This is a genomic window from Pseudoduganella sp. RAF53_2, assembly GCF_052113985.1.
Classification (GTDB): Bacteria; Pseudomonadota; Gammaproteobacteria; order Burkholderiales; family Burkholderiaceae_D; genus Rugamonas.
In genome coordinates, this window is record NZ_JBFRDW010000010.1 from 1 (window position 1) to 24,641 (window position 24,641).

A 24,641-nucleotide genomic window follows, 5' to 3' on the forward strand; every position below is an offset into this window, starting at 1 on the left:
GCCGCACAGCGCGTTCAGTTTGTCGATGGCCCAGTCGTGATGATCGTGATCGCCTTCGGTGACCTGGGCCGAACCGGCGCGGCGGGCGTTCATTGCGRTATGGATGAAGCTGGCCTCGTGCTGCATGTGGCTGCGCATGAAGGCCAGCAGCTCGCGGATCTGGCGCAGGCCGGCGGACAGCTCTTCAGCGTCGTTGGCGTCAAGGCGCGCGGTGCGGTTCAGGGTGTCGCTCATGTAGGCGCGCAGGGCTTTGTGGATGCCGCTGTACAGATTATTGCGGCGGGCTTGTGATTCACTCATTTCCATTTCCTCTTTCTTTTCCGTGGGGCGAAATGCCCGAACAGAATGGTAGTCAGAGGTGGAAAGCCGCGTTCTTAAAACTTGGCTCAGCAAATCTTAAATTCTTCTTAGTTGACTGGACGCACTGGCTGTTGCGCGGGCTCGCGATGGCGTATGCGGCGTGTGGCCCCATCCGGCCCGAACAGCAGCACCTGCTCAGCCATTTGTGGACGCTGGTCCGGCCCCGGCGGCAGCTTGTGCCCGGGCTGCCATTCGTAGAGCCAGACCTGGTAGCCCTTATCGAAGCGCAGTTCCTTCAACGGCTGGCCCAGCGCCGCGCGGGCCGCCTCGCGCGTGGGCGGCTGGACGCCCGGCTCGGGCGGATCGTCCATGTATTCAAAGCTGAGCAGGGTATCGTCCGGCCAGTTGCGGTCCCAGATCGGCGCGTAATAGCTGCGGTCGAGCAGGACCTGGCAATCGCAGTACGGAAGCTCGGAAGCCGGAGGTCCGCCGCCCGCGTAAGTCATACGAAAGGGCAGGACTTCCCGCCGCTCTCCTGACGTCGCAGTAACCGAGAATACCGGACGCTCGGTGAAGAACAAGTAGTTACCCTCGGGATCGGAGCAGACGCGGTCGGTGCTGGTGAACAGCTCACCCAGCCATGCGAATAGTTGCGAGTTGTTGGACACCAGACCCGCATCCATGCCGACCAGGCATTCCAGCCGCAGGTCCCCCAGACGCCGCATGCCTTCCGGCACGCCGGGGCTGCGCACTTCGGCGCGCCAGGTCATGGAACTGGTCTTACGGTTGGCGATCAGGGCAGCGTCTTCGCGCTGCAAGGTGTCGTTGTACGTGAGGGTAAAGCTGTTGTCCGGCGCGATCTTTACTGGCATGCTGGTCGAATCGCCGACGACTTTCAGTTCAATGCCCTGCATCTCAACAGTAGGTGTGCGCGGCAGCAGGCGGAACCTCAGCGTTGCCCCCGGCGCCAACGCCTGGGCATGCTCGAAACGAGCGATGCCTTTAAGCATTTTGCGATAGGATTTGTCGACAGGATCGCGCGTATTGCGCACAACCACGCTTGGCGCCGCAGGCTCCTGGGCCGGGACGGCGTTCCATGCCAGCATAAGGCTGGCAGTCAGCAGGCTTATGCAAATCCTCATGACCCCGATTGTGTCACATCTAAAAACGGAAGGCGTTACAATCGTCCGATGATTAAAGAACCCCCAACCAGCGAAGGATCGCCATCCCGCTATGAGTTGCTGGTGGAAAGCATCAGCGACTACGCGATCTACATGCTCGATACGAACGGCCATGTCAGCAGCTGGAACGCGGGCGCGCAGCGCTTCATGGGCTATCTTGAGGAAGAAGTGCTGGGGCAACACTTCTCCAAATTCCACACGCCTGAGGACCGGGCCGTTGGCGCGCCCGCGCGAGCGCTGGAAGCGGCGCTGAGCGAAGGCCGCTTTGAAAGCGAAGGCTGGCGCATTCGCAAGGATGGCACGCGGTTTTGGGCCAGCGTGGTGATCGATCCTATCTACACGCCGCGTGGCGAACATGTGGGCTTTGCCAAGATCACCCGCGACATCACGGACCGCAAGAATGTGCATGAAGCGCTGCGCGAGAGCGAGCGCCGTTTCCGCTTGCTGGTGCAGGGTGTCACGGATTATGCGCTGTACATGTTGTCGCCGGAAGGCTTGATTACTAACTGGAACGTCGGGGCGCAGCGCATTAAAGGATTTGCCCAGGATGAGGTGATGGGTACCCACTACCGCCGCTTCTTCACGCCGGAAGACCAGGCAGCGGGCGTTCCTGAACGCGCACTGGCCACCGCGGCGCGCGAAGGCCGCTACGAAAGCGAAGGCTGGCGAGTACGCAAGGACGGCACGCACTTCTGGGCGCATGCCGTGATCGATGCGATTTATGACGACAATCGAAAACTGATCGGCTTCGCGAAAATCACGCGCGACAATACGGAGAAGCGCCGCGTCGCGGAATCTCTGGAGCAGACCCGCGCCGCCCTGTTCCAGGCGCAGAAGATGGAAGCCATCGGCCAGCTCACCGGCGGTGTGGCGCATGACTTCAACAATCTGCTGGCGGTGATATCCAGTGGTATCGATATTCTGAAGACACAAAACCACGCGGGACCCACCGGCCGCGTGCTGGATGGAATGCGCCGGGCGGTGGACCGTGGTGCCTTGCTGACCCAGCAGCTGCTGTCGTTCGCGCGCCAGCAGCCCTTGGCGCCGGCGGTGCATCATCCGAATACACTGATCGCTGGCTTCGAAGCGGTGCTGCGCCGGGCGGCTGGGCCGCTGGTGCGCTTCGAACTCGATCTGGGGCCGCAGCTGGATAATGTGTCGGTGGATGAAGCGCGCTTTGAAGCCGCCTTGCTCAACCTGGTGGTGAACGCGCGCGACGCCATGCCGGACGGTGGCTCGCTCATCGTCGAGTCGCGCAACGTCGGACTGGTCGCCAATGAAGTCGGCACCCTGCCGACGGGGCGCTACGTGAAGGTGACGGTGCGGGACACCGGCACAGGCATGTCGCTCGCGGTGCGCGCACGGGCACTGGAACCGTTCTACACCACCAAGGAAGTCGGCAAGGGCACCGGTCTCGGGTTAAGCCAGGTCTATGGTTTCATCGCGCAATCGGGCGGCGACGTGGCCATCGATACCGCAGAAGGATTCGGCACTTCGATCCGGCTTTACCTGCCCGCCGTTGACGCCGCCGTGCAGCCTGCGGACGGCTTGGCCGATGCGCCTCGTGAAGAGCGCGTGCTGATTGTGGAAGACGATCAGCTTGTGCTGGCAGCCGCCGCTGAATTGTTCCAGACCATGGGCTATTCCGTGCTGAGCGCACGTGATGGAACTGAAGCCTTGCGCATCATGCAGCGCGAGCCGGACATCGACGTGGTATTCAGCGACGTGATGATGCCGAACGGCGTAACGGGCCTGGATCTAGCGCGGGAGGTGCGCACACGCTACCCGGCCACCAAGATCATTCTGGCTTCCGGCTATCCGGTACCGGCTCTGAAGAGCGAGCAGCAAGGTTTGGCGGAGTTCGACTTCGTGACGAAGCCGTACCGCCTGGCGGACCTGGCACGCCACCTGCGCAGTTAAAGACTTTTCAAATAGGGCCAGGGATAGATGCCGCGCTGGTGGCCATCGCTGAAGATGAGTTGTACGGCATAGGCGCCCACCGGCTCGATACCTGTCAAACGAACACCATCTGCCACGACTGGTACCCGCTGCGTACGCCGGCGCTCGGCGGTGCAGCCGGCGCAGCGGCAGCTCTGGCGCAGCAGCGTTTCTGGCAGCGCCTGGCGAGTGCCATCCGGCCATTCCAGTTCCAGCGCGCCTGTCGCGCGGCGATGACTGATCGACCTCGGCGTCATTGGCGGCCAATCTGCTCGATGGCGATCCGCACTGCCTTGCGCACTTCCGGATCGGCGTCCTGCTGCAGGGCTTCCAACGCAGGCAGGGCGGCGCGATTGCCGATTTCGCCCAGTGCCAGCGCCGTTTCGCGGCGCAGGTTGGCGATGTCGTGGCTGAGGAGTGGCAGTAAGGCGGGTACCGCTGCCGCGTCGCGCAGGCGGCCCAGGCTGCGGGCGGCGCGCAGGCGCACTTGCCAGTAGCTGTCCTGTAGCGCGGCGACCARCTCGCCCAAAGCGTCGGCCAGCYTCAGCTTGCCCAATGTGGTCGCAGCCTCCTCGCGTACCTGCCACGCCGGATCATTCAGCCCCGCCAGTAGCGCCGGCAGCACGGATGCGTTACTGGCCAATCCGAGCGCACCTGCCGCCGCACGGCGCACTTCCTGATCCGCGTCGTCCGTAGCGAGCCGCGCCAGCGCGGGCAGGGCCGGGGTGTATTTCAGATAGCCCAGCACGGCGACTGCTTCACGGCGTATGGAACCTTCCGTGTCTCCCAGCGCCGACAAGGCCGGCACGATGCTTTCAGGCGCACGCAACTCGCGCAAGGCGCGCAACACGGCGTGCCGCACAAATGGCTGGTGATGGCTGGCATAAGGCGCCAGCAGGCGAGCCGATTGCGTGAGTTTGAGCTCGCTCAGGCTCTGCGCTGCTGCTGCGCGCACATCGGCTTCATCATCGGTCAGCAGTTCGGCGAGGCCGGAAACGGCTTCGTCGTTTTCGAAACCCTCCAGCGCCCGCGCTGCCTCTTCGCGCACGGCGGCTGCGGGATCACGCAGGGCGGCGACGAACAGCGGAGCGTGTTCGTCTTCGGCGATATCGCTCAGATCCAGGATGGCGATACGGCGCACTTCGCCATCTTCATGCTGCAGTCGGGATAGTAATTCCATGATTCTCCTTATGGGGCAATGCGCGCGGATGCAGCAGGTCGAGGCAATGGCGCTTCAGGCGCACGAATTCGAGCGACGTGACCAGGCCTGCGTGGCGCGGACGCGGGAAATCCAGCCGGATCTCGTCGATAATGCGGCCGGGGCGCGGGCTCATGACCAGAATGCGATCGGCGAGGAACAGCGCTTCGTCGATATCGTGGGTGATGAAGATGACGGTGGTGCGGATACGCCCCCACACTTCCAGCAGCAGCTCCTGCATGTTCAGCCGCGTTTGCGCATCGAGTGCGCCGAAAGGCTCATCCATCAGCAGCATGCGCGGATGGTTGATCAGCACTCTGGCGATCTCCACGCGCTGCTGCATACCACCGGATAGCTGCGATGGATAGCTGTTCTCGTAGCCCTCCAGCCCGACCAGTTTCAGCAGCGCGCGCGCCTGCTGGCGCCGTTCGCCGCGCGGCACGCCCTTCATTTTCAGGCCGAAAGCGACGTTGTCGATCACCTTCTTCCACGGGAAGAGCGTGTGCTGCTGGAACACCAGGCCGCGTTCGGGATGCGGGCCTTGCACCGGTTGGCCATCCACGCGGATGCTGCCGTGGCTTGGGTCCAGATGGCCCGCCAGTGCGCCAAGTAGCGTCGATTTGCCGCAGCCGGATGGGCCAAGCACGCAGATGAATTCTCCCGGCCGTGCCGACAGTGAAACCTCGTGCAGCGCTGCACGTCCGCCAAGGTCTACCTGCAAGTTGGCGATATCGATGGAACCTTGCGTCATGACGTTTTCCTCCCCATGAAGTACCACGGCATCAGCGCGTTGCCTGCCTTGCGGACCAGCACACTGCTGCCCATGCCGAACACGCCGATGAACAGCATGCCGACGATAATCTCCGGATAGTTCTGTACGATGTACGAGGACCAGGTGTAGTAGCCGATGCCGAATTGGCCCGAAATCATTTCCGCCGTCACCAGGCAAAACCAGGCCGTGCCCATGCCGATGGAAAGTCCCGTCACAATGCTGGGTGCGGCGGCAGGCAGCACTACCTCCGTGAATACCGATGCGGCGCCGCTACCCAGACTGCGCGCCGAAGCGATCAGACGGCGGTCAACGCCTTCCACGCCGTGAATCGTGTTGAGCAGGATCGGGAACAACGCGCCGATGAAGGTGATGAAAACCATCGACAGCTCGGACGATGGAAACATCAGGATCGCCAGCGGAATCCACGCCACGGCCGGAATAGGGCGCAGCACTTCCAGCGGCGGCAGCAGGGCATCCTCCAGAAAGCGCGAACGCCCGATTGCCAGCCCCAGCACAATGCCCAGCACGGCCGCCGCCGCGTAACCCGCGAACACCCGATAAATGCTGGCGCCAAGGTGCGTGAGCAGCTTGGGCGACTGGATCAATTCTCCTGCCGCCGCCAGCACCTCTTTGGGTGACGGCACATTGTTGAACGTCACCAGGCCAAGATTAACGTGGCTGGTGGACGCCCACTGCCATGCCAGCACGCAGGCAGCAATCGACAGCGCGCGCAGCAGCAGACGTTCAGGTTTATAGGTGGCAGCCATGCACTTAACCCGCGATCGCTGCCCGGACGCCGCTGAAGTCCAGCACTTTGCCGCTGTTCTTCCTGGCCCATGCCTCGGCGGACTCCTTCAGCAGGAAGGCGTTGATCTCGTTTTTGCCGCTGCTGACGAACCAGGCGTCGCTGGCAAAAAGCTTGATGCCGGTTTCGCGGTCCTGGGCGTAGACCGTACGGACTTTCTTGCCGGCCTTTTCCAGTTTGGCAAGATCGGCGAAGGCCGATTCAGGTGTCGCGTAATTTCGCACCAGTGGTTCGCCGGCCACCCAGATCTGCGCCACCCGCTTCACATCGGCAATCGGCTTGCCGGAGCTGGCATCCTTGCCGGTCAGCGGCAGCTTGGCGTAGTTCTTCAGCTGCGCGTCGTAATCCAGGCCGGACTGCTTGAAGGCGGCGYGGATATAGCGGTCGTCGATGAAGCTGTTCACATCCAGATCGCTGTCGGTGCGCTTCAGCAGGCGCAGGGTTTCGATGGAGGTTTTCACCGCCTGGCGATATTCCGGCTTCCAGCTCAGGTCACGCGTCTGCAGGCCCAGGGGACCATGGAAGAGATAGTTCACTTCCGCGTCGATGCCGGTCACTTTGGCCACCAGTTCACTGTATTTCTCCGGCTCGGCGGCGAACAGGCGGTCTGCTTCGATGGCTGCACGCAGGAAGGCAATGACGACTTCGGGATACTTCTGCGCATACTCGGCATCCACCAGGCTGCCGTGCAGGGTTGGGGCATTGGCCTGTGAGCCATCATAGATCTTGCGCGCATAGCCACGGTGCGGGAACAGTTCAGCGAAAGGCACGAAGTCGGCATGCGCATCGACCTTGTTGGTCTGCAGCGCAGAGCCGGCGATTTCCGGCGCTTGCGTGGTGATGTTCACGTCTTTCTCCGGGTCCCAGCCTTGCGCCTTGACTGCACGTAGCAGCATGCCGTGTGCGGTGGAGGCGAATGGAACGGAGATGGTTTTGCCTTTCAGCTCGGACAGAGACTGCACCTGCGATGCTTTCGGCACCACGATGCCGTTGCCGCTGCCTGTGGTACTACCCGACAAAACGCTGATGAAGAGGCTTTTCCGTCCCGCCTTCTGGAAGGCCGCGCCGTTGAAGGAACCCGGGAAATCGGCCATTGATCCGATATCCAGTTTGCCCGCCACCATTTCGTTGGTCAGCGGCGCACCGGAAGTGAAGTTCTTCCATTGGATATCGTATTGCGCATCCTTGTACTTGCCGTCATGCGGCAGATACTTTTCCAGCAGCTTCAGCTCGCGGATCAGGATGCCTCCTGTAGCGCAGTTGATGGTGGTGTCCTGCGTGCCGATGGCGACGCGAATGGTTTCAGCATTGGCTGCACCGAACAGCAGCGCCAGGGCCAGGCCCAGTAATGGTCGTTTCATTGATCTCTCCAGGAGTTTTAACGCAGCAAATAAGGGATGTCGACGTGGATGGCGCCGGTCGGGCAGTCCTTCTCGCAAGGCATGCAATACCAGCACTCGTCGAACTTCATGTAAGCCTTGCCCTTGACGAAATCGATGGCCAGAACGTCGAGCGGGCAAACGTCGACGCAGACCGTACAGCCTTTGTGCGCAATGCATTTGTCTTCATCGACACTGACCGGCACTGTGGCAATGTTCAGAGTTGTTGGCATAGTTCCCTCTCTTCCTTGTTGATGCGCAGCCGCTGGTAAGCGGTCTTTTCCTGTTCATCCAGCTTGACGATGTAAGGCTCGATCGGACGTTTGAAGCAGGTCATGGCGCCGTTCTGCTTTTGCAGCTGCACGTGCACGAACCAGTCGGCATCGTTGCGTTCCGGATGATCAACCCGGTAGTGGTAGAGGCCCCAGCGGCTCTCGGTGCGATACAGCGAAGCGCGCGCCGCCATCTCGGCACAATCGCGGATCGCGTGCACTTCCATGGCGCGCATCAGCTCATGCGGATTGCGCGCGGAAAGGCGGTCCAGGTCTGCGCGGATCGCTTCGAATCGCTGAAGTCCAATTTCCATCTTGCGTGTGACCTTGGGCGGCTGCAGATAGTCGTTCACCATGCGGCGAAGCTTGTATTCGACCTGGCTGGGCGGCAGGCCATCCTCGCGCGACAGTGGCGCCCAGACACGTTCGCGTTCGCGTTCGACCTGCGCTTCGTCGAATTCCGGCAGCGGGCGCTCCGCGCAATAGCGTGCGGCGCTTTCACCGGCCAGTTTGCCGTAGACGAAGGCGCCCAGCATGTAGTTGTGCGGTACGCAGGCCAGATCACCCGCCGCGTACAGGCCTGGAACCGTGGTTTCGGCATGTTCGTTGACCCAGACACCCGAGGCGGAATGACCACTGCACAAGCCGATTTCGGAAATGTGCATTTCCACCATCTGCTCGCGGTAGTTGGTGCCGCGGCCTTCGTGGAAGCGGCCGCGGCTCGGACGTTCATTCGTGTGCAGAATCGTTTCGATGGTGCTGATGGTTTCTTCCGCCAGATGATCGAGCTTCAGGAATACCGGCCCGTCGCCGCCTTGCAGTTCGCGGTAGAACTCCATCATCATCTGCCCGCTCCAGTAATCGCATTCGATGAAGCGCTCGCCCTTATTGTTGGTCGTGTAGCCGCCAAACGGGCCGGTCACGTAAGCGCAGGCGGGTCCGTTGTAGTCCTTGATCAGAGGATTGATCTGGAAGCACTCGATGCCCGACAGTTCGGCGCCCGCGTGATAAGCCATGCTGTAGCCATCGCCTGCATTGGTCGGGTTCTCGTAAGTGCCGAACAGATAACCGGATGCGGGCAGGCCAAGACGGCCCGCAGCGCCGGTGGCCAGCACCACAGTCCTCGCGCGAATCACGTGGAAGTCGGCCGTGCGGCAGTCGAACGCCATGGCGCCCGCAATGCTGCCGTCTTTCGCCGTCAGCAGGCGCGTGGCGACCAGACGATTGGTAATCTCGACGCGGGCACGTTTCAGCCGCCGGTACAGCACCTTTTTGATGTCGTGCCCTTCCGGCATGGGCAGCACATACGTGCCCATGTGGTGAACTTTGCGCATGGCGAAGTCGCCTGTTTCGTCCTTCTCGAATTTGACGCCCCAGCGGTCCAGCTCTTCGATCATGTCATAGCTGTTCCGCGCGTAGGCCATCACCGTTTTCTGGTTGACGATGCCATCGTTTGCCGTGGTGATCTCTTTCACGTACTGCTCCGGCGTAGCGAATCCGGGAACGACGGCGTTATTCAGGCCGTCCATGCCCATGGATATGGCGCCGCTGCGCTTCACGTTGGCCTTTTCAAGCAGCAGAACACGCAACTCGGGATTGGCTTCCTTGGCTTTTACCGCCGCCATCGGACCGGCGGTGCCGCCGCCGATCACCAGCACGTCAACAGTCTGGATATGAGTATTCATGGGGATTCCGTGGTTGAAGGGCGGCGCGCTATGTGAAGGCGGTACTGAAAGGCGTCGCCGCGGAAGTAGAGGTATTCGAAATCGAGTGGTTTCCCGTCCGCCGTATGCGTCAGACGTTCGATGCGCAGTACCGGCATGCCCTCGTCGATCTGCAAAGCCGCCGACAGCGCATGGTCGGCCAGGATGGCATCGATCTGCAGGCTGGCCGTGCCGAGTGCAATGCCGTAATCGTTTTCCAGGATCAGGAAGATATCGCGCGTGGCCAGGTCCTCCTGGCGCAAGCGTTCGCCCAGTTCCGCTGCGACGTACGTGACTTCGAGCGATACCGGCTCGCGGTTCAGCAGGCGTATGCGCTTGATTTCAGCCACAGCATCGCCTGCCGCGAGCCGCAGTTGCTGCGCTACATTCGGCGCCGCGCCCACGATCTGGAAGCCGGCCAGCCGGTTATAGATCTCATAGCCGCGCCGCGACATGGCTTCGGCGAAGCCCTCAAGCTGGCTCAGTTCCTGGAACGCCTTCGGTTTGGAGACGAAAGTGCCTTTGCCGGGCAGCTTGAAGATCAAGCCTTCCTTCTGCAGATCGTTCAGCGCCTGCCGCACTGTGATACGGCTGACGCCAAACGCTGCGCCAATCTCGCTTTCCGCAGGCAATTGCGCATGCGGCGGATATGTCCCGTCGAGAATGCGTTCGCGCAGGTTCTCTTTGACCTGGGCATACAGCGGTAGTGGCGAAACAGGCTGGTTCATGAAAATGCTCGCAACCTGTTATGACAGGTCATGATCGTTGGGATGAAACGATCTTATCGAGCACTTTCAGGCATGAAAACGAATCAATTCGCGCTTGCATATGCACTGGTGCTGCATATGCAAATGCGCGAATCGAGAATGGACCTCAGTTGCTGCCGTAATGTGCGGCTTGCGCGGCACCGCTCTCGGCCAGTGCCGTGGCGGTATCGAAGTAGCGGGCCAAGGCATCGTCCAGTGCCGGCAGCAGGATGCCGCGTTCGCTGGTCAGGGCGGAGAAGGGCGGCTGGGCTGCGCAGCTATCGAACGAAGCTGCCGGGCGTGCCAGCAAGCCGCTGGCATCCACGCCGGCCAACTGGCACGCGCGCTGGGCAAACTGATGCCAGCTCAGTGCTTCGTTATTCGACAAGTGCCAGATGCCGCTTTCCTTGTCGATCAACAGGTCGAGGCAAGTCTGCACCAGGTCAGGCACGTAGGTCGGTGAAACGATCAGATCGTCCGCTGCCGGAAATTGCCCGCCCGCGGCGAGTGTCTGCATCGCCAGCGTGAGGAAGTTGTGGCAGTCCCACGGGCCGAAGAATGCGCTGGTGCGGACGACCAGCGACTGAGGGTGAATGCTCAGCATGCGGCGTTCCGCTTCAACCTTGCTGCGGCCGTAAACGTTGAGCGGTGCTACGGCATCGCTCTCGACGTACGGTGCGCCTTTGCTGCCATCGAATACCAGGTCACTGGAAAAACTGAGCAGGCGCAGTGCATGGGTAGCACACGCCACGGCCAGCACCGTGGCGCCATCGGCGTTCTCGCGCAGGCAGCGCGCTGCATCGTTCTCGGCCTGGTGCACGCGGACGTAGCCACTGGCGTTGATAATGGCCCAGGGCTGGTAGCGGCGGATTGCAGCGTCGACGGATGAGGGATCGGTGATGTCCATCTGCTGCCGTGTCAGCACGCGGTAAGCCAGATTGCGTTGCTCGCAGATGCGCACGAAGGCCGAACCCAGCGTGCCGGTGGCGCCGCTGATCAGGATCGGCTGCACGGGACGCTGCGGAAATTGGCGGTCGGTCGGCAGCGCGGCCAGGCTGGTGCTGGTCGCGGCGGGAGGGCACAGGAAACGGCCCGGCCGGCGCCACCAGCCGACGCCTTGCAGTACGGGATTGGAGAGCTGGCGTCCGGTGGCCAGTTCGCGCATCATCTCCGCCAGCGCGGTGGGACGCGGCACCGGCGCGCGCAAATCGAAAGCCCCGGTTTCGTAATAGCCTTTGCGCTCGGTGACCAGACAATTCCAGTCGAAGGAGCCAAGCAGGGACCACACCGTGACGGCGCGCAGATCGGCGCCGCGCTGGCGCACATGGAGGGAGGCATTCCAGATTTCGTGCAGCCAGCGCAGCTGGTCTTCGCGGTTGGCGTCGATGTGGGCCTCGGTAACCGCCATGGGCAGCTTATATCGCTCCCACACTTCTTCCAGCAACGGGCCGATGCCTGGTGTCGGCGTGGCCAGCGCACGCGCGGTTTCGATATCGGCGAAACCGTCGACACCGACATACCGTTGCGGGTAGCGCGCCGCGCGGTGATCGAGCCAGCGCTCACTGGTGATGTAGTAATTCAGGCCGATGATGTCCGGCGGACAGGGATTATCGCGGAACCACAGCAGTTCGTCTTCGCTCAGGCCACCGCGTTCGCGCAAATAGTCCCACAGCGCATGCTGCGAATCGATACGGCCGCACAGCATGTCCCACGCCAGCCAGCGGCGTTCATTGTAGAAGGCAGCCCATCCCGCAAGTGGGGGTGTGCTGTAAGTCTTGCCCAGATCATCCGTCTGTACCAGCTTCGCTTGCGGATTGACTGCGCGGATGGCGCGCATCGCCATCACCGTCGCCTTGCATTGATAAAGCAGCGCGCGCAGAAAGGTTTTGTCGTCGCGGCCATGCGGATACCACACGCCGTACAAGCCGCAAAAGCGCGCGGTGGTCAGCGGTTCATTGACCGGTGTGTAGTATTCAATCCATGGGTAGCGCTGTGCAACGGCGCCTGCATACTCAGCCAGCTGCTCAGGAAAGGCGGGATCGACCAGACTGGTATGGCGTGGTCCGCTGCCGTGATGGACCAGCCCAACGATGGGCGTTACGCCCAGTGCCTGCAAAGCTGGCAGCCGCTGGTCCGGCTGGGACCAGTCAGCAGTATCCAGGCCATCCGGCGCCACGCGCTCCCACAGCACGGGGTAGCGCAATGCGCGAATGCCGAGCGCAGCGAAGCGGTCGAGGTCATCTTCGCGGCGGTCATGCCCATTTTGTTCAATTTGACTGAAGTATTGATCAGAGACGCGGTTGACGGTGCCTTCCAGTCCGCCCCACAGTTCGATGGTGGTTGGCTTGATCGTGGACATGTTCTTCTTTGTTGGTCGAGGAGGCAAAAAGTATCGCCAAATTTTTGTCGGGGTGGCGCAACCTTGCCTTCAGTCATGCGTGCGCGGCAGCGAAATTCACTTCGCTACACTGGCGGCCATGCGATTTTCATTTCTCGGAAATACACTGCAGGAATGGGGGACCGCGCTGACCGTGATGGTGGCTGCGGCCGTCGTGCTGTACCTCGTAAAGTGCCTTGCCGTACGGCGTCTCGCCGTGATTGCAGAGCGCACCACCACGCCGGTCGACGACTGGCTGGTGCGCATGCTGCGCGCCACGTGGCTGCTGACAATTATCATCGGCGCGGCCTGGATCGGCAGCCAGATGCTGGACTTGCCGCACAAGCAGCTGACCTGGATGTGGCGCGTGACCGCCACCACGCTGCTGATCCAGGCCGGCATCTGGGGCGATAGCCTGATACGCTCGTGGCGTGGCCACTACCGGCGCAAGAGCGAGACTGGCGCGTCGGCCACCTCGGCTGCCATCATCGATTTCATTTTGCGGCTGGTGGTCTGGATCGTCTTCACCCTGATGGTGCTGGACAATCTGGGCTTCAACATCACGACACTGGTGGCCAGCCTGGGCATCAGCGGTATCGCGGTGGCGCTGGCGGTGCAGAATATTCTGGGCGATCTGTTTGCCTCGCTGTCCATTGTGCTCGATAAGCCTTTTGTGGTGGGCGACTTCATTATCGTCGACGATAAGCTGGGTAGCGTGGAGTACATCGGACTGAAGACCACGCGCCTGCGTGGCCTGGGCGGCGACCAGATCATCTTTTCCAACGGCGATATTCTGAAAGCGCGCGTGCTGAACCAGACGCGCATGCAGACCCGCCGCGCATCCTTCATCCTGCGCGTGCGGCGTAACACCAGCGCGGACGACTTGCGCGTGGTGCCGCAGATCCTGCGCAATGCGGTGATGGCGCAGGAAAAGACGGCCAACTTCGAGCGTTCGCACTTCTCAGGCCTGGGCGAATGGTCCTTCGATTTCGAGACGGTGTACTGGATCAAGTCGCCCGACTATTTCGTGTTCATGGATACCCAGCAGGCCATTTTCCTGGCCGTGGTCCGCGAGCTTCAGTCGCGCGGCATCGAGCTGGCGGTGCCAACGCGAATTGTGCTTCCCGATCAGTTAAACTCTGCACCTTCGAACGCGCAAAGAAGGAGTGTATGAAAAAACTGGTCTTGGGAGGACTTGCTATGTTGATGGCGGGGAGTGCAATGGCCGCATCTGTGCAGGACGTGGCGGAGCGTTACCGCAAGCTGGTGCTGGCGGTCGGCCAGTATGATGCGAATTATGTGGATGCCTACTATGGTCCTGCGGCGCTGCAGGAAGAGKTGGCGCGCAGGAAGCAGAGCCTGGCGTCTATCCGCAGCGAGGTGCAGGCTGCGCGCCGCGATATCGCAAAGYAGAAACCGCACAATGCGGAAGAGGCGCTGCGTATCGAGTTCCTGTCCAAACAGCTGCGCGCGGTGGAAGCGCGGGTCRATATGCTGGATGGGAAGAAGTTCACGTTCGATGAAGAGACGGCCGTGCTGTACGACGCTGTCTCGCCGCATCACGACCGCGCCTACTACGAAGCGATCGTGGCCGAAGTGGACAAGCTGGTGCCGGGAACCGGCCCGCTGCCTGAGCGCCTGAAAGCCTTCCGCGGCCAGTTCGTGATTCCGAAAGATCGCCTGAAGCAGGTGTTCGATGCGTCCATCGCTGCCTGCCGCGAGCGCACCATGCGCTATGTGGAGCTGCCGAAGAACGAAAGCTTCGTGATGGAGTTCGTGAGCAACAAGCCATGGTCCGGCTACAACTGGTACAAGGGCAATGCGCACAGCCTTATCCAGATCAATACCGAATTCCCGATCTACATCGAGCGCGCGCTGGACCTGGGGTGCCACGAGGGCTATCCGGGTCACCACGTGTACAACGCACTGCTGGAGCAGGAACTGGTGAAGAAGCGCAACTGGGTGGAGTTCAGCGTGTATCCGCTGTATTCGCCGATGTCGCTGATCGCCGAGGGCAGCGCGAACTATGGCATTCAGATGGCTTTCCCGGATGATGAGCGCGTGGCTTTCGAGCAGAAGACTCTGTATCCGCTAGCGGGACTCGATCCCGCCCTGGCGCCAAAATATGCCCAGTTCCTGAAGCTGATGGCGAAATTAAGCTACGCGGATAACGACAATGCACGCGAGTATCTGGAAGGCCGCTTCACGAAAGAGCAGGCGCAGGAGTGGATGGTGAATGTGGGCCTGTATCCGCCGGAGAAATCGGCGCAGCGCGTGTCCTTCTATGACGCGAACCGTGGCTATGTGATCAACTACAACCTGGGCCAGGATCTGGTCAAGGCCTTTGTGGAGCGTCACGCGACGGCCACCGATCCGGCAGCCGCCCGTGCACAGCGCTGGGACGCTTTCAAGCAGTTGCTGTCGTCCCCACGCCTGGCCAGCGGTTTGCGTTAAGCCGCCTTCTTCGCGCTCAGGCATTCCTTCATGAATGCCTTGCGCTCATCGCCTTTTTTGCCTGCCGCGTCCGCGTTGCAGGTCTTCATCTTTTCTTGCTGAGTCGGAGCCTTTGCGGGCTTCGCGCTCAGGCATTCCTTCATGAAGGCTTTGCGCTCGTCGCCCTTCATGTCTTTGGCGTCAGCGTTGCAGGTCGCCATCTTCGATTGCTGGGAGTTCTTGGCAGGCGCTTCCGCGGCATGAGCGGACACGGCAAAGAACATGGCGATGGAGGCAGCGATCAGTTTGTTCATAGGTCAGATCCTTATAGAAGTTAGCCTTTCGGCTTGGTAACTATATACGACAAATAATCGGCGGCGGAAGTGGATTTTTCGTCGTTGTGGCCTATTCTTCAATGTGCGGTTGAGTGAAAAAAAGGGGAGAAATACCATGAACAGACTCATCGTATCAACGGCGCTCAGTGCAGCCGTCGCCATGGCATTGGCTGCATGCGCGGGAACAGAACCTAAACTGGGCGGTGGCGGCACCGTAGCGACCGGCGCYGCGGGTGGCGCCCAGGCTGCAAACGCCAATCCACAATTGGAAAAATGCGACAAAACGCTGGGAACGCTCGGCGTGGTGGAAGATACCGCTGCGCCGTGGTATCACCAGCTGTCGCAATACAAGCTCGGATCGACTGTGCCGGTGCTGCGCATGATGATCCAGCAGTCGAACTGCTTCGTTATCGTCGAACGTGGCAATGCCATGAACAAGATGATGATGGAGCGCCAGCTGTCGCAATCGGGAGAGATGCGAACCGGTAGCAATATGGGCAAGGGTCAGATGGTGGCGGCGGATTACACCATGAGCCCGACCATCACGTTCAGCCAGAAAGGTACGGGCGGTATGGGCGGCATGCTGGGCGGTGCGGGCATGCTGGGCAGCATTGCCGGTGCGGTGGCTGGCGGCCTCAAGTCCAATGAAGCCTCGACCACGCTGCTGATGATCGATAACCGCTCCGGTGTGCAGCTGGCGGCGGCCGAGGGTAGCGCCAAGAACTTCGACTTCAATGTCGCTGGCGGCTTGTTCGGTGGCGGCGCMTTTGGTGGCGCGGGCGGTTATTCAAATACGCCAGAAGGCAAGATTCTGATCGCGGCCTTCATGGATTCGTACAACCAGCTGGTGCGGGCGGTGCGCAATTACAAGGCGCAGGAGGTGGCTGGCGGCATGGGCACTGGCGGTTCGCTTGGCGTGCAGGGGGGTACGACGCCGGCGTCCCAGGCTCTGGATAAGCCGGCGGCAACCACCGATAAAAAGGGTAAGAAAAAGTAGCTTAGATCCGCAGGAAGGCGGCGATCACTGGCGCATTGGTCAGGTCGATCAGGAAGCCGCCCGTTGGTGGGACGATCGTCGTGGCCTGGGGCGCCGGGCCACGCTGCCGGGTGATTGCGTCCATCGCCGCGACGGCCGTGGCGGTGGAGCCGATACCGTAGCCGGTCAGACCCGCCGTTGCGWCGGCGGCTTCATAGTTGCGTCCCAAGATCGGATAAACGATGGCCGCTGCGAAGGCCAGGGTGACGATTGTGTTCACGGTGAGGATGGCGAGCATCGGCCCGGCAACTTGCGCCAGTTCCTGCAAGTTCAGCGCGGCCAGGGTGACGGCCAGGAAAAGGGACAGCAGCACAGCGGCGATTTTAGTGATCACTTCGCTTTTTAGCCATGTGGCGCCGCAGGCATCGTGCATTGCACGGATGGCGAAGCCGACCAGCAAGGCGCCCATGTAGGCGGGCAGCGTGGCGCCCAGCTTGTCCAGGCCGTAGCTGGCCCAGGCGCCGGCTTTGACGCAGACGGCGATCAGCAGGGCATGTCCGAGGGCGGACCAGCCGAGCGCCGCCACCGCCCCCACGTCAGCAAAGAAGCTCGCAACCACGACCGGCGCGCGGGTGGCGCCAATGGCGTCAGCCTGCACCTCTGCGCTGCTGGCACGCGCGCCGCGCTCCGCAGAGGCGGGCAGGGAGGTGTGCTTGCGCAGGAGCCAGGCGCCGAGGGGGCCGGAGAGGAGGGCGCCGGCGACCAGGCCAAAGGTGGCGGCGGAGGCGCCGATGGTGGCGGCTGCGGCCAGGCCCGCTTGCTCGAAGCGCGGGGCGAAACCGAGGGCGGTGCCGTGTCCGCCAACCAGCGTCAATGAGCCGCACGCTACACCCAGCAACGCCGGAGCGCCGAGCGCCACAGCGACCGCCACACCAACCGTATTCTGCAAAACTGACAACACCGTCGTCGCGACCAGCAGCACGAGCAGCATCCGTCCGCCCGTACGCAGCAAACGCAGCGGCGCCGCCAGGCCGACGCAGGTGAAGAATCCAATCAGCAAGGGCAGATTCAAATTCTTGAGTGGACGCGTCGCCCATTCCGGCTCAACAGTTACCAGCCAGGTCCACCATCCAGCATCGACCTTGCCTGCGAACGTAAGCGGCATACCTGCAACGCGCAGGGCCAGCAACACCAGCGAAAACAACAAGCCACCGACCACCGGCACCGGAATATTGAAGCGCGCCAGCACCTGCACGCGGCGCAGGACGGCTTCGCCCAATAACAGCACGGGAACGGCAAGCGCAAGCAGATACCAGGCGGAGAGCGTCATGACGGACAAGATAAGTTTGAACGCGGCAAGTATTGCCGTGCTGCCCTACGCTGTCAAACCGCATTGCAGCATGCGGACCGCGGCCTATCATGAAGAGACAGACTGCTAACCGCAGCATGGGAGAACTGAAATGAGGAAATATATCGACTGCCGCGAATTCCCCAGCGAGTCGCATTGCAGCATCGCCATCTCCGCCGACAGCGAAGAAGAGCTGCTGACCATCGCCGTGCAGCACGCCATCGCCAGCCATGGCTATACCGACAGCCCTGAACTGCGCGAGGGATTGCGCAAGCTATTCCATGATGGGATGCCGCCGGAGCACGTCCACCCCGCAGCGGCGCCCGTAAGTGAGCGGCCTGTGTCGCCTACACGGCATTAGCCTGCATTCGGCGGATCAATGATCCGCCCTACAGCGGAATAGGTTGGGCGGATGATTGATCTGCCATTGTTGAAGCGGAATACGAGTTACGTAGTTACGTAGGGCGGATCATTGATCCGCCATTGCGAACTGGCCTGCGCCTGCATCGGCAGCCTCGGCGTGCTTGTCCAGCCAGCGAATCAGCTCGCGCCCCAGCACGCGCAGGCGCGCTGTTTCCACCTGGCGGCGCTTGTAGGCGTCATGGCTTGCAGGGCCGCTCAAGCTGCGGCCGTGGCTTGCCTTGTCCATCAGCTGAATCTCATACTCGAAGAAAAAGCCCACGTCATAGTCCGGCCCCGCAGTCGCCGGATCATCCGGCGGCACGTGAATCATCTTGCGCACGGTGACCTGAATGCTGCTGAAGCCCGCCCCACTGTGCGGATTATCGCTGCGCGTCTGCGGATGCGCGATCTCCAGCAATTCCTCATCCATCTTCTGCAGGAGGTCCTGTGGATACTCAGGACTGCTCTCCAGCATGCAGCGGTACTTGCTGAAGATTTCTTTGGCTGCCTCCAGATCGAGCAGCGTATTGCGCGTGCGCTGAGCATGCACATTGGTGACCGAAATAATGTGAGCTCGCTGCAAGGTCCGCAAAGCCAGCAGACACTCGAAGCGCGTATTGAAAACCAGGCGCACGCCCAGATGGTCGAAGATGTCGGCCGCCAGATATTCCGCTTTCTGTAGCAGCTTGAGAAGAATGCTGTTACGTCCCTTATTGTTTTTGCGGTCGAAGTGCAGCAGCGGCAGGCAGACTTCGCCATCGGTCAGGAAATGATGGCCGTCTTCCTCGTGAATCACCTCGTCCAGGCTGGCAAACACCTGTTCACGGATCGTGTTGAAGTAGCGTAGCTTGAGATTGTTATCGATGTAGAAAATGCCGTGCATGACCTTCAGCACCGCGCATGACCACATGCGCCGCACATCGCATTGCTGTCCGCGCAGGGATGCATACACCAGCAGCATCAGCGGATCTTCCGGCGCGCGCACCGCTTCGGGGATCAGCATTTCCTGTCCCGCTTGCAGAAAATTCTCGGTGATGAAGTGCACCGCCTCGCGATGGGCGCGGGCGATCACCTCACGGGCGTGTGGATTGTCGATGTCGAAGCCGTACTCACGCACGAACTGGCGCGCGTCGTGCTCATTGCGCAGCGCGAGCTCGCCCAGATCAATCGCCGATACGCCGGAAGCGATGGCATTGAGATAGGTCCAGTTAAGTGAGAACTTGCCTTTGCTCTTTAATGAGGCCCGATGTTCTGTCATAGTTTGGGCGCAATCGTTAAATCTCCTAAGCAAGTATGCAACTGTTGCCTGCGACGCCGCAAGCCTGTGGTGAAAAAGCGTCAGTAAATCGCGCCACCGGGCTGGGTTGAGCTCAGCACGCCGCCGATGGCGGAGATCGAATAGCGTGTGGTCGAACCGCCATAACCCGCCCAGTTGCGCAGGTCGAAGTTGCCGTCGCCGGACAGACGCTGGGTATCGATATTCTTGTACGTCAGCGGCATTTTCGGCTGGCAGACCTGCGGAATACCGACCGTCTGCATGAAATAGGCTGAGCCAACGCCCACGCGGCTGGCCGTTCCGTTGTCGACCAGCAGAGCCGTTTCGACATCCACGCCGATACCGCGCGCCATGCCCGCCCAGCCATCGTTGACGATGCGCGCCATGAAGGTGATCAGACGGCCCATGCGGTCGCGCGCGTCGAGATGGGGATCGGCAATCAGCCCACCCAGTCCGGGCAGGGTGAGGAAATTGCGTTCCAGGGTGATGCGTTTGTCGAAAGGATTGGCCAATGCGTCGGGCGAAGTAATGCTGCCATTCAGGGCGGAGTAGCCGAACTGCCCCATCAGGGCCAGGCCCGCGCTGGTGCCGCCAATCGGGATATTGTGACTGGCCAGTTCCTGAATCGCCGCCTGCACCGGCGTGCCTTCCCAGAAGTTGATGTAGTCCGACTGGTCGCCACCGGCGATGAACAGTGCCTCGGCGCCTTTGATGCGGGCGATCACGAAAGGATCATTGGCCGCGTCGCGGCTCGGAATGACCAGCGTTTCCACCGACTGCACGCCGCCCATGGCGTAGATGTAGGGGTTGTACGCATCCGTGCCGCGGCTGCGGATCACCACGAAATTGCCGCCGCCGGACTTTTTGATCATCCAGGCAAAGGCCGCGTCCACATCGGGGCCGCCGCCCATCAGCACCAGGCTTGGTTTGTTCGGATGGGGTAAGACAACATCGGTCGGATCGCCCACAGCGTCGTACTGATATGGCTTTCCCGCGTAGGCGAGGGGCGCTGCGAGCCAGCCGGCAAGCAGTACGACGATTGCAGCGAACCGGGACAGGCGTGCCATGGCGGGCTCCTTGATGAGCGAAACGGTAGAGCCATTCTACGCTTCGCTCATGCAATCCAGCCCGCCTTTATGCTGCCTGTAGTGCGGCCGCATCAGCCAGTGCGGCTTCCATGGCGCGCTGGCGCTGCTCGTCGCCCATGGCCACGCCTTCAGCGCGCACAAATTCCACTTGCGCGCCGAGGAAGCCAAAGAAGCCGGTCAGATAGCTTTCCTGATGATCCAGCGCCGCCATGGGCGAGGGCGCGCTGTAGATGCCGCCACGCGTGGACGCAACGATGATGCGCTTGTCGCCGCACAGGCCTTGCGGACCATTGGCGCCGTAACTGAAGGTCTTGCCGGCGACGGCCAGGCTGTCGATCCAAGCTTTCAGCTGGCTTGGCACGGCGAAGTTGTACATGGGCGCGCCGATGACGACCACGTCGGCGGCCAGGAATTCATCCAGCATCGCGCTGGCGCCCGCGGGTCCGGCGTTCAGGTGCGGCACCGGATCGGCGGCTAGGTCGCGATAGGTGAGGGCGGCGCCCGGATTGGCGCCGGTCAGGCGTTGCACGATGGCGGCGGTGAGGCGGCGGCTGACGGAATGCTGGCCGGTGATGCTGGAATCAATATGCAGAATCTTCATGGGCTACTCCTGTAAGTAAGGAACAATTTGTTCGTGGCGCCATGTTAGACTTTGAAGAGATTCAGACAAGGAGGCACTTTTATGAGCGATACGAACACTTTTGTGCGCGCCGACCACGAGGCTTGCACATCGGTGACCGATGTCCTGGCCCGAATCGGCGATAAATGGACGGTGCTGGTGGTCGGAACACTGCGCGATGGTCCGCTGCGCTACAACGAGATCCAGCGCCGTGCGGAAGGCATCTCGCAGCGCATGCTGACGCTCACGCTCAAAGGCCTGGAGCAGGATGGACTGGTGAACCGCACCATGTACCCCACCATCCCGCCGCGCGTGGATTATGAGCTGACCGAATTAGGACACAGCCTGATCGCCCCTTTGCGCGTGCTGTTCGACTGGGCCACGGAACACCGTCCGGAAATCGTCGCAGCACGCAATGCATTCGAAAGCAAATCAAGCGAACGCGCGGCGGCGCACGCGGCATTTTTTGCACCGAAATAAGGCCTTTTGTCGCGTTCTGTTTCTGGTGTTAAAGCGCGTAAATTCAGTTACTTTCACGGGGGCGCGGCGCTAATCTCGAACAGGTCGAGGTAGATCTGTTGAGGGAAAAGTGAATGTCGAGAAGCGAAAATTGGCGGAGTGGCTAGCGACGGCGTTTGGCTTTATCCTGGCCCTGCTGCTGATGCTGGCCGGTGTCGGTTCATGGCGGTTGGAAGCGTTGAGGACGCTGCTGCACCGCTTGCTGAATGAGTTACAGGGCAGGTGAGCCCAGGTACTGTTCCAGGAATTCCACACACACGCGCACCTTGGCCGAGCTGCCAAGGCGTTGAGGATAAACGGCCCACACATTGGCGTCCTGCCGGTAGTCGGGCAGCAGCTGCACCAGGCGGCCTGCGTCGATATGCGGCTGCGCATCCCATAATGAGCGCAGCACGATGCCTGCGCCTTCCATTGCCCATTGCAGGGCGATCTCGCCGTGGTTGGTGGAGAGCGTCCCCGTCACCTTCACTGTTTCATCCCCGGCCGGTCCGCGCAGGCGCCATATGCCGAAGGGCAGATCACGTTCCTTGATGGCGAGGCAGTTGTGGCTGGCCAGATCCTGCAGGCTTTTCGGCGCGCCGCGGCGGGCGATGTAATCCGGCGATGCACACAGCACACGGTGGTTGGCCATCAGCTTGCGGGCGATGAGGTCAGGCGCGATGTCGTCGCCGACGCGGATGTCGAGATCAAAACCTTCGGCGACAATGTCCACCAGGCGGTCGAAGACTTCGAAGCGCACCTGTAAATCCGGGTAGTGCTGCTGGAGCTTGACGATAGCTGGGGCCACCACATTGCGGCCGAAGCCGAAGCTGCTGCTGATGCGCAGCTGCCCTCGCGGCGTGCTGCGCTGCTGGGCCACTTCATCGAACAGTTGATCGAGATTGTCGAGGATGGCCTGGGCGCGGGCGTAAATGCGTTCGCCATCTTCCGTGATGGTCACCCGGCGTGTCGTGCGATGGAACAGCTTGACGCCCAGCGTATCCTCGAGGATGCCGATACGCTTGCTGACGTAGGCGGGCGACATGCCCAGTTCCGCCGCTGCAGCGGCAAAGCTGGCCTTGCGCGCGGCCATGGCGAACACGCGCAGATCTTCGTTTTCCAGAGAATTGTTCACGATTCGTGTTTTATTAATTCACGTTTCGCTAGATTATAAACATTTCGTGCGGCGGTATGCTGTAGTCATCAAAAGGAGCAAAGCCATGAAGACACATAAAATCGCTGTTCTCGCCGGTGACGGCATCGGTAAGGAAGTCATGCCTGAAGGCCTGCGTGCCGTGAAGGCTGCTGCGCAGCGCTTCGGCATTTCGCTGGAGTTCGAATCGTTCGAGTGGGCCAGCTGCGACTATTACGTCCAGCACGGCAAGATGATGCCGGATGACTGGCATGCGCAGCTGTCGGGCTTTGATGCGATTTTTTTTGGCGCCGTGGGCTGGCCGGAGACGGTGCCGGATCACATTTCGCTGTGGGGATCGCTGCTCAAATTCCGCCGCGAGTTCGACCAGTATGTGAATCTGCGCCCCGTGCGGCTGCTGCCGGGCGTGCCATGTCCTTTGGCGAACAAGAAGCCGGGCGACATCGATTTCTACGTGGTGCGCGAGAATACCGAGGGCGAGTATTCTTCCGTGGGCGGCAAGATGTTCGACGGGACCGAGCGCGAGGTGGTGCTGCAGGAGTCGGTCTTCACGCGCAAGGGCGTGGACCGGATTCTGAAGTATGCATTTGAACTGGCACAGTCGCGTCCCAAGAAGCATCTGACTTCTGCGACCAAATCGAACGGCATTTCGATCAGCATGCCGTATTGGGACGAGCGCGTGAAGGCGATGTCTTCTTCCTACCAGGACGTGCGCTGGGACCAGTACCACATCGACATCCTGTGCGCGCGCTTTGTGCTGAGCCCTGAACGGTTTGATGTGGTGGTCGCATCCAATCTGTTCGGCGACATCCTGTCCGACCTCGGTCCCGCCTGCGCCGGCACGATCGGCATCGCCCCATCGGCCAACCTGAATCCGGAACGCAGCTTCCCGTCGCTATTTGAACCGGTGCACGGCTCCGCGCCCGACATCTACGGCAAGAACATCGCCAACCCGATCGCCATGATCTGGTCCGGCGCCATGATGCTCGACTTCCTCGGCCACAAAGACGCCCACGACGCCATGGTCCGCGCCATCGAACTCGCCCTGATCGAAGGCCCCCGCACCCCCGACATGGGCGGCACCGCCACCACCACCAAAGTCGGCCAATCCATCGCCACCGCCATCACCGGCGCATGATCTTGGTCTGCATCAAATTGCACATTTGATGCAGACACTATGCTTCCCTCACACAGGGGAGCATGGGACAGGATCGCGGGTAGAAAGCTGGGGGGGGTGGCTGCTCTGTCTGCGTCATTTTACGTGGGAGCGGTGATTGGCAGCATCGCGGTGGCGGCGGGCCGAACAGTCAGCGAAGGAACGTTGCTTGCGGATGTGCTCAAATGGCGAGGCGAGGCGGTGATGAAAGATGGATTGCTGTTATTGCTGATCGGGCTCGCTTGCGCGGCCGTCGGATGGATGTTCTGGCATTACGCCGGAAAGTATGCGTCGTCGCTGCTGCTGATCGTGGTGCTGCTGTCCGTCGTGGCGGACAATTGGCGGCTGCGGCGGGAGCTGGAGAAGCTGAAGCGGTAGAATGGGGGCATGGATAAGCCCTACGAACCTATTGCCTGCGAAATTCACGACGAGTATCTGGCGCTGGCCAGCTTGCGGCGTGAGTGTGAGCTGACTGTGATGCAGGACGGTGAAACCACCACCGTCCGTGGCGTGATCGAAGACGTGTACACRCGTGACAAGGCGGAGTATCTGCAGTTGCGCGATGGTCCAACCTTTCGGCTGGACCAGATCGTCGCCATCAACGGCAAGCCGCTCGCTTAACTGGCTTCGGCCGAGAAGGATGCTGCGCCGTTAGATTCGCGGCGGTCCATCCACGATGCGTAGGC

Annotated in this window: 26 protein-coding genes and 1 pseudogene; 10 read left to right on the forward strand and 17 right to left on the reverse strand. The window is 61.3% G+C overall.

The features are described from left to right. Positions 1–300, reverse strand: a pseudogene (locus tag AB4Z11_RS01225) (hypothetical protein); the annotation flags it as partial. A gap of 107 nt (positions 301–407) precedes the next feature. Next, positions 408–1,406 (reverse strand): hypothetical protein, encoded by a 999-nt coding sequence (locus tag AB4Z11_RS01230; protein ID WP_442022117.1) that lies wholly within the window; start codon positions 1,404–1,406, stop codon positions 408–410. 84 nt (positions 1,407–1,490) lie between these two features. Between AB4Z11_RS01230 and AB4Z11_RS01235 the strand changes: the two genes are divergently transcribed. Further along, the gene (locus AB4Z11_RS01235) at positions 1,491–3,401 is read left to right on the forward strand and encodes a PAS domain S-box protein (protein ID WP_442022119.1); all 1,911 of its coding nucleotides are present in this window, start codon (positions 1,491–1,493) and stop codon (positions 3,399–3,401) included. Here the strand turns inward: AB4Z11_RS01235 and AB4Z11_RS01240 are convergent. The 9 genes from AB4Z11_RS01240 to AB4Z11_RS01280 form a co-directional block, all read right to left on the reverse strand. Continuing rightward, complete coding sequence (locus AB4Z11_RS01240) at positions 3,398–3,676, reverse strand: gamma-butyrobetaine hydroxylase-like domain-containing protein (protein WP_442022121.1); 279 nt, start codon at positions 3,674–3,676, stop codon at positions 3,398–3,400. The genes AB4Z11_RS01235 and AB4Z11_RS01240 overlap by 4 nt on opposite strands. Beyond that, positions 3,673–4,599 (reverse strand): HEAT repeat domain-containing protein, encoded by a 927-nt coding sequence (locus AB4Z11_RS01245; protein WP_442022123.1) that lies wholly within the window; start codon positions 4,597–4,599, stop codon positions 3,673–3,675. Before AB4Z11_RS01245 ends, AB4Z11_RS01240 begins: the two co-directional genes overlap by 4 nt. After that, complete coding sequence (locus AB4Z11_RS01250; protein WP_442022125.1) at positions 4,571–5,368, reverse strand: ABC transporter ATP-binding protein; 798 nt, start codon at positions 5,366–5,368, stop codon at positions 4,571–4,573. The genes AB4Z11_RS01245 and AB4Z11_RS01250 overlap by 29 nt, the downstream gene beginning before the upstream one ends. After that, positions 5,365–6,156 carry an ABC transporter permease gene (locus AB4Z11_RS01255; protein ID WP_442022127.1) on the reverse strand — a complete coding sequence of 264 codons (792 nt, stop codon included), beginning with the start codon at positions 6,154–6,156 and terminating at the stop codon, positions 5,365–5,367. Before AB4Z11_RS01255 ends, AB4Z11_RS01250 begins: the two co-directional genes overlap by 4 nt. Before the next feature lie 4 nt (positions 6,157–6,160). Continuing rightward, complete coding sequence (locus AB4Z11_RS01260; RefSeq protein WP_442022129.1) at positions 6,161–7,555, reverse strand: ABC transporter substrate-binding protein; 1,395 nt, start codon at positions 7,553–7,555, stop codon at positions 6,161–6,163. Between the two features lie 17 nt (positions 7,556–7,572). Beyond that, a complete protein-coding gene (locus tag AB4Z11_RS01265) occupies positions 7,573–7,806 on the reverse strand; it encodes a 4Fe-4S dicluster domain-containing protein (RefSeq protein WP_442022131.1) in 234 nt (77 codons plus the stop codon). Further along, complete coding sequence (locus tag AB4Z11_RS01270; RefSeq protein ID WP_442022133.1) at positions 7,791–9,530, reverse strand: fumarate reductase/succinate dehydrogenase flavoprotein subunit; 1,740 nt, start codon at positions 9,528–9,530, stop codon at positions 7,791–7,793. The genes AB4Z11_RS01265 and AB4Z11_RS01270 overlap by 16 nt, the downstream gene beginning before the upstream one ends. After that, positions 9,527–10,276 carry a GntR family transcriptional regulator gene (locus AB4Z11_RS01275; protein WP_442022135.1) on the reverse strand — a complete coding sequence of 250 codons (750 nt, stop codon included), beginning with the start codon at positions 10,274–10,276 and terminating at the stop codon, positions 9,527–9,529. Before AB4Z11_RS01275 ends, AB4Z11_RS01270 begins: the two co-directional genes overlap by 4 nt. 145 nt (positions 10,277–10,421) lie before the next feature. Next, positions 10,422–12,653 (reverse strand): family 1 glycosylhydrolase, encoded by a 2,232-nt coding sequence (locus AB4Z11_RS01280; protein ID WP_442022137.1) that lies wholly within the window; start codon positions 12,651–12,653, stop codon positions 10,422–10,424. 118 nt (positions 12,654–12,771) lie between these two features. Between AB4Z11_RS01280 and AB4Z11_RS01285 the strand changes: the two genes are divergently transcribed. Then, on the forward strand, positions 12,772–13,845 hold the full coding sequence (locus AB4Z11_RS01285) for a mechanosensitive ion channel family protein (RefSeq protein ID WP_442022139.1): 1,074 nt from the start codon (positions 12,772–12,774) through the stop codon (positions 13,843–13,845). Positions 13,846–13,892: 47 nt separating this feature from the next. Next, entirely contained in the window at positions 13,893–15,125 is a 1,233-nt protein-coding gene (locus AB4Z11_RS01290; protein ID WP_442022141.1) for a hypothetical protein, read from the forward strand. On the opposite strand, the gene AB4Z11_RS01295 is transcribed toward AB4Z11_RS01290, so the two are convergent. Then, on the reverse strand, positions 15,122–15,418 hold the full coding sequence (locus AB4Z11_RS01295) for a PsiF family protein (protein ID WP_442022143.1): 297 nt from the start codon (positions 15,416–15,418) through the stop codon (positions 15,122–15,124). The two genes, AB4Z11_RS01290 and AB4Z11_RS01295, sit on opposite strands and share 4 nt — an antisense overlap. A 136-nt stretch (positions 15,419–15,554) precedes the next feature. Between AB4Z11_RS01295 and AB4Z11_RS01300 the strand changes: the two genes are divergently transcribed. Beyond that, the gene (locus tag AB4Z11_RS01300) at positions 15,555–16,436 is read left to right on the forward strand and encodes a CsgG/HfaB family protein (RefSeq protein ID WP_442022145.1); all 882 of its coding nucleotides are present in this window, start codon (positions 15,555–15,557) and stop codon (positions 16,434–16,436) included. 1 nt (position 16,437) lies between these two features. On the opposite strand, the gene AB4Z11_RS01305 is transcribed toward AB4Z11_RS01300, so the two are convergent. Then, the gene (locus tag AB4Z11_RS01305; RefSeq protein ID WP_442022167.1) at positions 16,438–17,745 is read right to left on the reverse strand and encodes a sodium/glutamate symporter; all 1,308 of its coding nucleotides are present in this window, start codon (positions 17,743–17,745) and stop codon (positions 16,438–16,440) included. Positions 17,746–17,875: 130 nt separating this feature from the next. Between AB4Z11_RS01305 and AB4Z11_RS01310 the strand changes: the two genes are divergently transcribed. After that, positions 17,876–18,124, forward strand: coding sequence for a DUF1059 domain-containing protein (locus AB4Z11_RS01310; RefSeq protein WP_442022147.1), 249 nt, complete (start codon positions 17,876–17,878; stop codon positions 18,122–18,124). Between the two features lie 108 nt (positions 18,125–18,232). Here the strand turns inward: AB4Z11_RS01310 and AB4Z11_RS01315 are convergent, their stop codons facing one another. The 3 genes from AB4Z11_RS01315 to AB4Z11_RS01325 all read right to left on the reverse strand — a co-directional run bounded on the left by AB4Z11_RS01315 (position 18,233) and on the right by AB4Z11_RS01325 (position 21,130). Next, a complete protein-coding gene (locus AB4Z11_RS01315) occupies positions 18,233–19,423 on the reverse strand; it encodes a TIGR04552 family protein (RefSeq protein WP_442022149.1) in 1,191 nt (396 codons plus the stop codon). A gap of 80 nt (positions 19,424–19,503) precedes the next feature. Further along, positions 19,504–20,508, reverse strand: coding sequence for a cyanophycinase (locus AB4Z11_RS01320; protein ID WP_442022151.1), 1,005 nt, complete (start codon positions 20,506–20,508; stop codon positions 19,504–19,506). A 67-nt stretch (positions 20,509–20,575) separates the two neighbouring features. Continuing rightward, positions 20,576–21,130, reverse strand: coding sequence for an FMN-dependent NADH-azoreductase (locus tag AB4Z11_RS01325; protein ID WP_442022153.1), 555 nt, complete (start codon positions 21,128–21,130; stop codon positions 20,576–20,578). An 81-nt stretch (positions 21,131–21,211) separates the two neighbouring features. Between AB4Z11_RS01325 and AB4Z11_RS01330 the strand changes: the two genes are divergently transcribed. Next, entirely contained in the window at positions 21,212–21,628 is a 417-nt protein-coding gene (locus AB4Z11_RS01330; RefSeq protein ID WP_442022155.1) for a winged helix-turn-helix transcriptional regulator, read from the forward strand. A 109-nt stretch (positions 21,629–21,737) separates the two neighbouring features. Further along, positions 21,738–21,893, forward strand: coding sequence for a hypothetical protein (locus AB4Z11_RS01335; RefSeq protein ID WP_442022157.1), 156 nt, complete (start codon positions 21,738–21,740; stop codon positions 21,891–21,893). On the opposite strand, the gene AB4Z11_RS01340 is transcribed toward AB4Z11_RS01335, so the two are convergent. Next, a complete protein-coding gene (locus AB4Z11_RS01340; RefSeq protein ID WP_442022159.1) occupies positions 21,879–22,781 on the reverse strand; it encodes a LysR substrate-binding domain-containing protein in 903 nt (300 codons plus the stop codon). The two genes, AB4Z11_RS01335 and AB4Z11_RS01340, sit on opposite strands and share 15 nt — an antisense overlap. An 85-nt stretch (positions 22,782–22,866) precedes the next feature. Between AB4Z11_RS01340 and AB4Z11_RS01345 the strand changes: the two genes are divergently transcribed. The 3 genes from AB4Z11_RS01345 to AB4Z11_RS01355 all read left to right on the forward strand — a co-directional run bounded on the left by AB4Z11_RS01345 (position 22,867) and on the right by AB4Z11_RS01355 (position 24,576). Next, positions 22,867–23,937 carry a tartrate dehydrogenase gene (locus AB4Z11_RS01345; RefSeq protein ID WP_442022161.1) on the forward strand — a complete coding sequence of 357 codons (1,071 nt, stop codon included), beginning with the start codon at positions 22,867–22,869 and terminating at the stop codon, positions 23,935–23,937. Positions 23,938–24,069: 132 nt separating this feature from the next. Further along, a complete protein-coding gene (locus tag AB4Z11_RS01350) occupies positions 24,070–24,333 on the forward strand; it encodes a hypothetical protein (protein ID WP_442022163.1) in 264 nt (87 codons plus the stop codon). Positions 24,334–24,342: 9 nt separating this feature from the next. Then, complete coding sequence (locus AB4Z11_RS01355; RefSeq protein ID WP_442022165.1) at positions 24,343–24,576, forward strand: hypothetical protein; 234 nt, start codon at positions 24,343–24,345, stop codon at positions 24,574–24,576. Positions 24,577–24,641 lie beyond the last annotated feature (65 nt).

Bases quoted from the DNA above. Each gene is read 5' to 3' on its own strand.
- AB4Z11_RS01230 (WP_442022117.1), bottom strand. From the start codon at position 1,406: ATGCTGGCATGGAACGCCGTCCCGGCCCAGGAGCCTGCGGCGCCAAGC.
- AB4Z11_RS01235 (WP_442022119.1), top strand. From the start codon at position 1,491: ATGATTAAAGAACCCCCAACCAGCGAAGGATCGCCATCCCGCTATGAG.
- AB4Z11_RS01240 (WP_442022121.1), bottom strand. From the start codon at position 3,676: ATGACGCCGAGGTCGATCAGTCATCGCCGCGCGACAGGCGCGCTGGAA.
- AB4Z11_RS01250 (WP_442022125.1), bottom strand. From the start codon at position 5,368: ATGACGCAAGGTTCCATCGATATCGCCAACTTGCAGGTAGACCTTGGC.
- AB4Z11_RS01255 (WP_442022127.1), bottom strand. From the start codon at position 6,156: ATGGCTGCCACCTATAAACCTGAACGTCTGCTGCTGCGCGCGCTGTCG.
- AB4Z11_RS01265 (WP_442022131.1), bottom strand. From the start codon at position 7,806: ATGCCAACAACTCTGAACATTGCCACAGTGCCGGTCAGTGTCGATGAA.
- AB4Z11_RS01270 (WP_442022133.1), bottom strand. From the start codon at position 9,530: ATGAATACTCATATCCAGACTGTTGACGTGCTGGTGATCGGCGGCGGC.
- AB4Z11_RS01275 (WP_442022135.1), bottom strand. From the start codon at position 10,276: ATGAACCAGCCTGTTTCGCCACTACCGCTGTATGCCCAGGTCAAAGAG.
- AB4Z11_RS01280 (WP_442022137.1), bottom strand. From the start codon at position 12,653: ATGTCCACGATCAAGCCAACCACCATCGAACTGTGGGGCGGACTGGAA.
- AB4Z11_RS01285 (WP_442022139.1), top strand. From the start codon at position 12,772: ATGCGATTTTCATTTCTCGGAAATACACTGCAGGAATGGGGGACCGCG.
- AB4Z11_RS01295 (WP_442022143.1), bottom strand. From the start codon at position 15,418: ATGAACAAACTGATCGCTGCCTCCATCGCCATGTTCTTTGCCGTGTCC.
- AB4Z11_RS01310 (WP_442022147.1), top strand. From the start codon at position 17,876: ATGAGGAAATATATCGACTGCCGCGAATTCCCCAGCGAGTCGCATTGC.
- AB4Z11_RS01315 (WP_442022149.1), bottom strand. From the start codon at position 19,423: ATGACAGAACATCGGGCCTCATTAAAGAGCAAAGGCAAGTTCTCACTT.
- AB4Z11_RS01320 (WP_442022151.1), bottom strand. From the start codon at position 20,508: ATGGCACGCCTGTCCCGGTTCGCTGCAATCGTCGTACTGCTTGCCGGC.
- AB4Z11_RS01325 (WP_442022153.1), bottom strand. From the start codon at position 21,130: ATGAAGATTCTGCATATTGATTCCAGCATCACCGGCCAGCATTCCGTC.
- AB4Z11_RS01330 (WP_442022155.1), top strand. From the start codon at position 21,212: ATGAGCGATACGAACACTTTTGTGCGCGCCGACCACGAGGCTTGCACA.
- AB4Z11_RS01345 (WP_442022161.1), top strand. From the start codon at position 22,867: ATGAAGACACATAAAATCGCTGTTCTCGCCGGTGACGGCATCGGTAAG.